This is a genomic window from Phenylobacterium sp. (assembly GCF_044236515.1).
Taxonomy (GTDB): domain Bacteria; phylum Pseudomonadota; class Alphaproteobacteria; order Caulobacterales; family Caulobacteraceae; genus Phenylobacterium.
Genome location: NZ_JBIIGK010000125.1, coordinates 1 through 8,805, shown reverse-complemented (window position 1 = coordinate 8,805; position 8,805 = coordinate 1). Strand labels below are relative to the sequence as shown.

Genomic DNA, 8,805 nt, shown 5'->3' with positions numbered 1-8,805 from the left:
TCCCGACGTTCAGCCCGTTGTTCGGCATCGCAGCCCTGGTGGCGCCGGCCTCCGTGGGCGGCAGCTTGGCCGACGGCTCCCGGCTCGACTACGAAACGGCGTTGCGGATGTGGACCAGCTGGGCCGCCTTCAGCAGCCACCAGGAGCGCGCCAAGGGCTCGATCAGCCTGGGCAAGCTCGGCGACTTCGCCGTCCTTAGTCATGACCCCCTCACCACCGCGCCGGACAAGTTGTTCGATATCCAGGTGGACGCCACCATCGTCGGAGGTTCGGTGGTCCACGGGGACTGACAGCTCCCAATGCGAGTGTCGCGCAAAAATCACACTCAAACATTCTGAGCCGTATGGTGATGGATGCTGGTTGGCAACGCGGACAGTTTCTCCTCTCCTGCCGCTAAGCGGCGCGTCGAATGGCGCGCCGCCGGATGCGAGTTAAGGCGGAAATATGAGAACGCCTGCCATGCGGCGCCTCATGCTGCTTTCGTCGGCCAGTCTGGTGGCGGCCATTGTCCAGACGCCTGCGTATCCCAGCAGGCCGCCGATCTCGGCGAGATCGTGGTCACCGCCACTTGTCATGAGGAAACCCGCAGCAAGGTCCCGCTCAGCGTCAGCGCCTATCGCGCGATCTGGAGCAACGCGGCGTTCGGGTGGCTGACGATGTGTTCCGCATCACGCCCGGTGTTTAGTTCAGCCGGTCGACCTACGACCAGTCGACCGACATCTCGATCCGCGGCGTTTCCTCGGGCGCCGACGCCTCGACCACGGCCTCTACATCGACGAGACTCCGATCTAAGTCCGTTCGCAGGGCTTCTCGTCGCACAACTTCTTTCCGGCGGTGTTTGATCTCGATCGGGTTGTGCTGAATCTGCGTTGCTGCGTCGGCGGATAGGCCCCAGACGACGCCCCCGGACGGGGGTGCCTTGCCTGCACCGAGTGGTCTCAATTTGCATCTCGGGGAGGCGTAGCGCCGCGTGCCAGAAGACGCTCTGAATGCCGACGGCGAAAGTTGCAAGCGGCAGCCCATACAGTCCTCAGGATCGTTCGTGTCTGACCCTCATCGGCCATATCGCGCCAATCGTGTCGAGGCGCCGCCTCCTCTCTGGACGCCGCCCCCCGGTCGCGCGGCGGCTGCGAACGTCACCGATCTGATCGACTGGGTGCGGTCGCGCTATGGCGAGAATATTCGGGACTATGCCGACCTTTGGCGGTGGTCAGTGGCCGATATCAAGACCTTTTGGGCCGCGATGTGGGACTACCTCAGGGTCCAGGCCGACGGCGATCCGGGGGTGGTGGTCGAGGGGGAGGGCTTTGACGTTCGCTGGTTCCCCGGTGTTCGGCTCAACTTCGCCGAGCATAAGATCCGCCAACTTCGCCGCCTGTCGGGCCATGGCGTCGGCGTGTGGCGGTGTATCGATCACGACCAGCTCGGCGCCGAGCCCCTCTGCCTTCGACAGCTTGTCCGCCAGCAGGGAAGGGGCGCCGCAATCGATGACTTCCGGATCGGCGCCGCTGCGCCATTGACTCCATCGGCTCGCGGTCGCCTGGGGATCGGTATCGATGAGGAGGGTCACGCGCTCGGCTGCGGCCGCCGTGGCCAGGTGGACGGCGAGGGTGGTTTTGCCGGCTCCGCCCTTCTGGCTGATGATTGAGATTGTCCGCATGTCCGCCTCCACACGAGACCGCATGTGAACAAGCGGACGAACGAACGCTAGAGGCCCGGGCTTACGGGCGAAGAGGATCGCAGAAACGGCGGCGAATAGGCGGGACGGGTCGGCAGCTAAGCGCGTCCGGGCCCTAGGACGAAGCGGGCGCGTTCTCGCCGCAGCATCTCGTAGGGCGTAATGCAGCCGATGTTGAGGCCGATGCAGGCGTTCGGGATCTTGATCTTCCGACCGTCTCGGCAGGAAGTTCGTGGGTCACCACGGTGAGCCCGTGCGCCAGGGCGTGGGCGACCAGCCAATAGTCCGCCACCTGCAGGAAGGTGGCGATGGCGGCGGGTTCGTAGTTCTGGCCCGTCGCCCAGGCGCTCACCCGTGTCAGCGCCGGCAGGACGGCGTCATCAGGCGGCCGGAAGAAGGTGCGACCCCGCGCGGTCTTCCACTCGGCCAGTTCGTCGGCGCCGGCCTCGAGTTCGTCGCCGACCTTCTCGATGCTGTTCACCACCCCTTCGCCGTTCTTCTGCGCCAGCCAGTCCCAGAAGGCGGGGCAGAAGTCGAAGCCGTAATGGAGGTTCTTCGCCTGGATGAAGATATTGGTGTCGAGCAGATAGGTCACATCAGGACCCCGACTTCCCGACCCAGATTGTTGAACGTCTCGGTGCGGGAAACCCCCAACATCCGGAAGGCGTCGCGATAGAGGGTTTGGCCTTCCAGCGTGCTCTCGACCAGGGCCCGGGCGAAGCGGCGGCTGACCCGCGAGAGCGTCGTCCGATAGAAGTCGCCGCCGCCGCCGCCGTTCTGCGCCAGCTCTCGCAGCCGGGCGTTTTCGTCGCGCCACGCCCGGTCGAAGGCGACGCGGTCAAGGGCGCCGACGTCGAGCAGCCGCCTGAGGATGACCAAGGTGCTGACCTTGTAGGCCCGCGAGAGCCGCCGGAGCGACTGATCGAGGGCTTCGTCACGCACGAGGTCCCGACGCAGGGTCTCCAGCGGAACGAGCAACTCGGCGGCGACCTGGTTGCACCAGACCTCCTCACGCCGATACCCCTGCGGCGGCCGCGCGCCGACGTCCGACAGGGCGGTGGCACCCAGCCAGAGGTGCGCCAACTCATGCGCGAGAGTGAACATCTGTGCCGACTTGGTGTCGGCGCCGTTGACGAAGACTAGCGGCGCGCGACGGTCCGCTAGGGCGAAGCCACGGAACTCCTCGGGATCGAGGCCACGGCGGTTGTTGCTGAGAACGACGCCGCTGATCATTGCCAGGACGCCAGCCCGGTCGGCCTGCTGGAGGAAGAGACGCAGGGCCTCGGCCCAGGTGGGGCAGTTGCGCCGCTCGTCGAGATCGAAGCCCAGCTCCTCCCGCATCCGGCGGGCGACCACTTCCGGCGGCGTGGCCAAGGTGACGCTCCCCACGAATGCGATATCGGGCTGGCGCGTGACCTGGGCGAATTCGCGATACCAGGCCTGGCGTTCCTGGCAGGCGTAGATGGTGTCCAGCAAGTTGGGGCTGGGGCGCTGCACGGCGCGCCCCTCGATGGTGCGGAAGTCGGGAATCGGCACCGGCTCAGCCGGCGGCTCGGGCAGGAACAGATAGCCGAAGGGCACGTGGACGGCCGTCGCGAACTGCTCCAGCTGCTTCAGGGTCGGTTGGGCTGTGCCGTCCTCCCACTGCGGAAGTTTGGGGAAGCGACGCTCCAAGTCATGCCCGTCCGGCCCAGCGCGCTCGCGCGCCCAGCGCAGAAGTTCGGGACTGACGGCGACACGGGTCATGGAGCGTGGAAGATCCTCGGCCTACGCATACGCGAATTCCGCCCGGTTGTTGACGGCACGAGGGTTCGGCGCGTCGCCTTCATTCCGGTTAATGGCCCGGCCGGTCGTAGAGATTCGTAGGCATTCGGGGAAACGTCGATTCGGTTCGCCGAACGGCAACGGCTACTCTTCGATACCCGCCGTTCTGTCCCGGAGCCGCCCATGACCTACCTCACTCCCCAGCAGTTGGCCGACCGATGGGGCCTGCGACCCGCCACCCTCGCCGACTGGCGGGTCAAAGGGCAGGGGCCCCGGTTCGTGAAGCCCGGCCGGACGCTAAAGGCTCGGGTCCGCTACAGCCTCGACGAGATTGAGGCCTGGGAGCGGGCGAACCAGCACGAACACACGGCAGACCTTACGCACTAACCGACCGGTGCACGGAATCAGAAAGCCCCGGCCATCCCGGCCGGGGCTTTCGTCGTTCTCGGCGCCATCGGGCGCCTGACACCCATATGACACCTAGACATTTGTCCGCGAGGACGAGGGCCTAGCCGAGGCGTTGATTTTCCTCGGAGATTTCAAGCGTACCTCGGGTTGACAAATGAGACACTGGATCACCTCCTTTCAGCTGTTGAACAGGACATCGGATATGGGGGCGGCGCGGGCCCTCGCAATGCCGCCCTCAGCGTTTTGCCCGCTCTTCCAGGCTGACACGGCGCCGCAGGGCCTGCACCGGCCCTGTCAGGCCGTCGAGCGCCTTCAGCGTCGCCGCATAACCGGACGCCACCGCCGGCTGATAGGCGGCGAAGTCGCGGATTTCGACGCCAGCCGTCTCCGGCATGATCAGGACGTCGGTGGCCTCCCGCGCCGCCGCCAGGTCGCGTCCCGACGAGACGGTGGCGGCGCGCATCAGCAGCGACACAATCGGCGGGCCCTTGCGCCACTTGCCGGACAGCAGCCAGCGCCACGCCGATTCCGGCCGCGCCACCTGGGCGGCGGTGATGCTGCGCCCGCCGGTCACGTCGATGCCGACGATGGGGCCGAGCTGGGTTGAACGCATGATGTCGGCCGGGAAGTTCTTCAGCACCGCCCCGTCGACCAGAACATTGGCCCCGTCCGTCGCCGGCGGCATCACCCCCGGCAGTGAGATCGACGCCCTGAGCGCGGTCCGCAGCAGGCCCTGGCGGTGCAGGTGGTAGGCGCCGGTGGTCAGGTTCGACGACAGGCAGAAGAACGGCCGCCAGAGGTCGGAGATATGGGTGTCGCCGAAGTGCTCGGCCAGCCGCGCGGCGACCTTCTCGCCGCGGGTCATCGCCAGGAACGGGAAGGCGATGTCGTCGAGAGGGCTGGAATCGACGAAGGCGGCGCGGATCCGCCGGTCGAGCTCGGCGTCGTCCCAGCCCATGGCCACGCCGGCCGCGACGATCGCTCCCATCGAGACCCCGCCGACGAAATCGATCGGCACGCCGCGCTCGCGCAGGGCGCGGATCGCACCGATGTGGGCGTAAGCCCGCGCCCCGCCGCCGGACAGCACCAGCCCGACCGACTGCCCGGTCAACACCCGGGCGATGCGCTGGGCGTCCGCCGTCTCGCCGCGCCGCATGTGGAAGATCCGCGCCGGCTGCACCAGCGCCGCCCAGGCTTCGGAGCCGGACGGCGCCGCCACCGACGGCGGCTGGATCAGGATCAGGTCGACCAGCTGCTGGGCCTGCAGCGGCGCGTCGGTCGGCGGATCGGCCGGCGGCTTTCGGTCGCCGCGTCCGACCCGGAACAGCCGGTCGACCTGCCGGGCCACCGAATAGCGCCAGCCCTCGTCGTCGGCCTCGGCGACATAGAGGACGAAGTCGTGCGTCCGCTCGACCTCCGAGAACCATTCGGTCGGCGCCCCCGCCGCTTCGGCCCCGACGCAGGTCACCGAATAGCCCAGCCGGGCGATCTCCTTGGCGATGCGCTCCAGCAGCGGCCGCAGCGGTCCCGGCTGGCCGACGGCCACGAAGCCGAACACCGACGGCTCGCCGGTGGTGCCGACGCTCGTCGCCTGGCGGGTTCGCAGGATCATCAGCCGGGCGAGCTCGGTCATCACCGACCCGTCCACCTCACAAGCCTCGAGGAAGGCCTCCCGCGACAGCCCGACGACCTCGGTGTCCCGCAGGGCGATGACGTCGGCCGAGTGCGGCGATCCGGCGATCAGCGCCATCTCGCCGGCCGGCTCGCCGGGGCGGATCACGCCAAGGAACTGGGTCTCCTGGCCCTCCTCGCGGCGGAAGGCGCCCAGCCGCCCGGCGCGGACCACATAGAGCCGGTCGGCCGGATCGCCGGCCACGTACAGCGGCTGGCCGCCGGGCAGGGAGAACCACGTGGTCTCGCGCTGGACCGCCGCTTGGCGGAACAGGCGGGCCAGGGCCGAATCGCCGGGAATTTCCGGAAGCTTTGCCACGGGTGCGGAGCCTAACCCCGCCAGCCGCATGCGCCTATCGACCTTCGGGCCCGGCCGTGCGTTCTTCAGGCGAGAGCTTCGCGAGGGCCGTCATGACCAACCCCATCGTCGATCCCCTGGTCGAGATCCCCGATACCAGCGCTACCTCCGACCTGGTGTCCATCGCCGCCACCGTCGATGGCGCGGCGACCGTGACGATGAACCGGCCGCAACGGCGCAACGCCTTCGACGCCGACCTGATCTCGGCCCTGGAGGAGGCCTTCCGCACTCTGGCAGGCGCCGAGGGCCTGCGGGTGGTCTTCGTGCGCGGCGCCGGCCAGGTGTTCAGCGCCGGGGCCGACCTCGAGTGGATGCGCGCCGCCGCCGACAGCTCCGAGGCCGACAACCGCGCCGACGCCTTCGAGATGGCCCGCATGCTGAAGCAGCTCTGGGACCTGCCGGCCCTCACCGTCGCCCTGGTCCAGGGCGGCGCCTTAGGCGGCGGCGCCGGTCTCGTCGCCGCCTGCGATCTGGCGGTGGCGACCGCTGACGCCAAGTTCAGCTTCTCAGAAGTGCGGCTCGGCCTGATCCCGGCCACCATCAGCCCCTACGTCATCCAGGCGATCGGCCCGCGCACCGCCCGCGGCCTGTTCGCCACCGGCCGGGTCTTCGACGCCGCCTACGCCGAGCACATCGGCCTCGTCACAGAAACCGTCGCCGACGCCGTCGGCCTCGACGCCGTGCAGGCCCGCATCGCCGCCGACGCCCGCGCCTGCGCTCCCGGCGCCGTGGAAGATTCCAAGCGCCTCGTCGCCGACGTCCACGGCCGCGCGATCGACCGCCAGCTCATGGACCTGACCGCCCACCGAATCGCCGCCGCCCGGGTCGGCGCCGAGGGTCAGGAAGGCGTCCGCGCCTTCCTCGAGGGCCGCAAGCCCGCCTGGGCGGAGTGAGGCGGCCGGCCGCACTGGCGCCCCGCGCCGCCCGGCCGTAAGTCGGAGGGCCATGCCCCTCCACATGCTCAAGCTTTGCGTCGGCGCCGACACCATCGAGGATCTGCTCGAATGGCGCCGCGTGCATCACGAACATGGCCAGCCCTGGACCCTGCGCACCCGCCAGACGCCGAAACGCGCCGCCGAGATGATCGACGGCGGCTCGCTCTACCGGGTTTTCAAGGGCTCGATCCTCTGCCGCCAACGGATCCTCGCCGTCCAGACCGTCGGCGAAGGCGTCACCGCCCGCTGCGAAGTCACGCTCGACGAAGAGATCGTCCGCGTCGCCCCGACCCCGCGACGGGCCTTCCAGGGCTGGCGCTATCTCGAGACGGCGGACGCGCCGCCGGACCTCGCCGGCGACGCCTTCGCCGACGCCCCGCCGGAACTCGTACGCCAGCTCCGCGAGATTGGCGCCTGGTAAAGAGGAAGCGGGCCCGCTTGTTCGGGAACGGGCCCGCCCTGACCCTGGGTCGTCAGACCAGCCAATCGGAGGCCGACAGGCTGCTCGGCGCGACGCCGTCCAGGGTCGTGATGTGGAACGGCCACGGGTTCGCCGTTCCAGCGCCGTCGGTGTCGAACAGCACGCGCGTGCCGCCGTTCCCGTCGGATTCAAAGCTCAGGTAGCGATCGGCGATCGGGTTGGTCCCGTGATAGCCGGCCGCGTCGAACAGCGCCCGCAGGTCGAGGACGTCGTGGCCGGGCGCGAAGTCGGCCACATGCCCGGCGTTCCACGGCAGGCTGTCGAACACGAAGTGGTCATTGCCCGCGCCGCCGACCAGCTTGTCAGGGCCGTTCCACGCGTTCAGCGTGTCCGCGCCCGCGCCGCCGGTCAGCGTCTCGGCGTAGCTATTCGAGGTCAGCGACACGCCGGGAACCACCACCGGGGCCGGGGCTGGGGCCGGAGCTGGCGCCTGGGTCGGCGCGGAGCCGCCGAACACCTGCGCCGCCGTCAGGCCGACCGGCGAGACGCCGCTCAAGGTGACGATGGTGTAGGCCCACGGATTGGCCGCGCCGCCGGCGTCGATGTCGAGCATGACCTTGGTCCCGCCCGCGCCGTCCGCCTCGAAGCGCACGTAGCCGTCGGCGACCGGGTTCGAGCCGCTGTAGCCGCCGAGGTAGAGCTGGGAGACGTCGAGCTTGTCGACGCCGACCTGGAAGTCGGTAATCTTGCCGGCGTTCCACGGCAGGGCCTTGAAGGCGAAGGTGTCCGCCCCGGCGCCGCCGATCAGCTTGTCCGGCCCCTGGCCGGCGTTCAGGGTGTCGGCCCCAGCGCCGCCCGTCAGGGTGTCGGCGTACTGCGACGAGGTCAGGGCCACGCCCGGCGTGCTCGGCGCCGCCGGCGGCGGCGCGGCGGGCGGCGGGGTCGCCGACCCAAAGACCTGCGCGGCGGTTAAACCGGCGGCGTTGACGCCGGTCAGGGTGACCACGTGGAACGACCACGGGTTGGCCGTGCCGGCCGCGTCGGTGTCGAGCATGACCTTGGTCCCGCCCGCGCCGTCCGCCTCGAAGCGGACATAGCCGTCGGCGACCGGGTTCGGGCCGTTATAGCCGCCGAGGTACAGCTTCGTGACGTCCAGCTTGTCGACGCCGACCTGGAAGTCGGTGATCTTGCCGGCGCTCCAGGGCATGTCCTTGAAGACGAAGACGTCGGCCCCGGCCCCGCCGGTCAGGCGGTCCGCGCCCTGGCTGGCGTTGATGGTGTCCGCGCCCGCGCCGCCGGAAAGCGTGTCGCCGTGCTGGCCGTAGGTCAAAGTCACGCCGTCGGCGCTGACCGGCGGTTGCGGCTGAGGCTCGGGCTGCGGCTGCGGTTGCTGCGAGCCGCCGGTCTGCGGCGGCGGGTTCGACACCGTCCCGCCGTCGCCGAGTTCGTAGGCGCGGATGTAGTCAATTTTCATTTCGGCCGGCAGGTCGGCGTTGTCGATGGCGCCGCCCCAGCCGCCGAGGGCGAGGTTGGCGATCATGAACATCGGCTTGTGCATGTCGGCCGGGGT

The 8,805-nt window shown here is 69.3% G+C and carries 7 protein-coding genes and 3 pseudogenes; 5 read left to right on the top strand and 5 right to left on the bottom strand.

Translation table 11 applies throughout. From position 1 onward, the window contains the following. Positions 1–290 (top strand): amidohydrolase family protein (locus tag ACILRF_RS12195; RefSeq protein ID WP_395673244.1); only part of this gene is annotated, 290 nt, incomplete at its 5' end. 953 nt (positions 291–1,243) lie between these two features. Further along, a pseudogene (locus ACILRF_RS12190) lies at positions 1,244–1,291 on the top strand (hypothetical protein); the annotation flags it as partial. 174 nt (positions 1,292–1,465) lie between these two features. On the opposite strand, the pseudogene ACILRF_RS12185 reads toward ACILRF_RS12190, so the two are convergent. The 3 genes and pseudogenes from ACILRF_RS12185 to ACILRF_RS12175 all read right to left on the bottom strand — a co-directional run. Further along, a pseudogene (locus tag ACILRF_RS12185) lies at positions 1,466–1,660 on the bottom strand (AAA family ATPase); the annotation flags it as partial. A 116-nt stretch (positions 1,661–1,776) separates the two neighbouring features. Continuing rightward, positions 1,777–2,273 (bottom strand): annotated as a pseudogene (locus tag ACILRF_RS12180) (DUF4411 family protein). Beyond that, positions 2,270–3,424, bottom strand: coding sequence for an ImmA/IrrE family metallo-endopeptidase (locus tag ACILRF_RS12175; protein ID WP_395673242.1), 1,155 nt, complete (start codon positions 3,422–3,424; stop codon positions 2,270–2,272). The pseudogene ACILRF_RS12180 and the gene ACILRF_RS12175 overlap by 4 nt, the downstream one beginning before the upstream one ends. 201 nt (positions 3,425–3,625) lie before the next feature. On the opposite strand from ACILRF_RS12175, the gene ACILRF_RS12170 reads away from it, so the two are divergent. Then, on the top strand, positions 3,626–3,829 hold the full coding sequence (locus tag ACILRF_RS12170; protein ID WP_395673240.1) for a helix-turn-helix transcriptional regulator: 204 nt from the start codon (positions 3,626–3,628) through the stop codon (positions 3,827–3,829). Positions 3,830–4,085: 256 nt separating this feature from the next. On the opposite strand, the gene ACILRF_RS12165 is transcribed toward ACILRF_RS12170, so the two are convergent. After that, positions 4,086–5,840 (bottom strand): patatin-like phospholipase family protein, encoded by a 1,755-nt coding sequence (locus tag ACILRF_RS12165; RefSeq protein WP_395673239.1) that lies wholly within the window; start codon positions 5,838–5,840, stop codon positions 4,086–4,088. Positions 5,841–5,932: 92 nt separating this feature from the next. On the opposite strand from ACILRF_RS12165, the gene ACILRF_RS12160 reads away from it, so the two are divergent. Together ACILRF_RS12160 and ACILRF_RS12155 are read left to right on the top strand one after the other, a co-directional pair. Then, positions 5,933–6,772, top strand: a complete 840-nt coding sequence (locus ACILRF_RS12160) for an enoyl-CoA hydratase-related protein (protein WP_395673237.1) — start codon at positions 5,933–5,935, stop codon at positions 6,770–6,772. Positions 6,773–6,824: 52 nt separating this feature from the next. After that, positions 6,825–7,235, top strand: a complete 411-nt coding sequence (locus tag ACILRF_RS12155) for a DUF1489 family protein (RefSeq protein ID WP_395673235.1) — start codon at positions 6,825–6,827, stop codon at positions 7,233–7,235. A 52-nt stretch (positions 7,236–7,287) separates the two neighbouring features. On the opposite strand, the gene ACILRF_RS12150 is transcribed toward ACILRF_RS12155, so the two are convergent. Beyond that, positions 7,288–8,805: type I secretion C-terminal target domain-containing protein (locus ACILRF_RS12150; RefSeq protein ID WP_395673233.1), on the bottom strand; the 1,518-nt coding region annotated here is incomplete at its 5' end.

Bases quoted from the DNA above. Each gene is read 5' to 3' on its own strand.
- ACILRF_RS12160 (WP_395673237.1), top strand. From the start codon at position 5,933: ATGACCAACCCCATCGTCGATCCCCTGGTCGAGATCCCCGATACCAGC.
- ACILRF_RS12175 (WP_395673242.1), bottom strand. From the start codon at position 3,424: ATGACCCGTGTCGCCGTCAGTCCCGAACTTCTGCGCTGGGCGCGCGAG.
- ACILRF_RS12155 (WP_395673235.1), top strand. From the start codon at position 6,825: ATGCCCCTCCACATGCTCAAGCTTTGCGTCGGCGCCGACACCATCGAG.
- ACILRF_RS12170 (WP_395673240.1), top strand. From the start codon at position 3,626: ATGACCTACCTCACTCCCCAGCAGTTGGCCGACCGATGGGGCCTGCGA.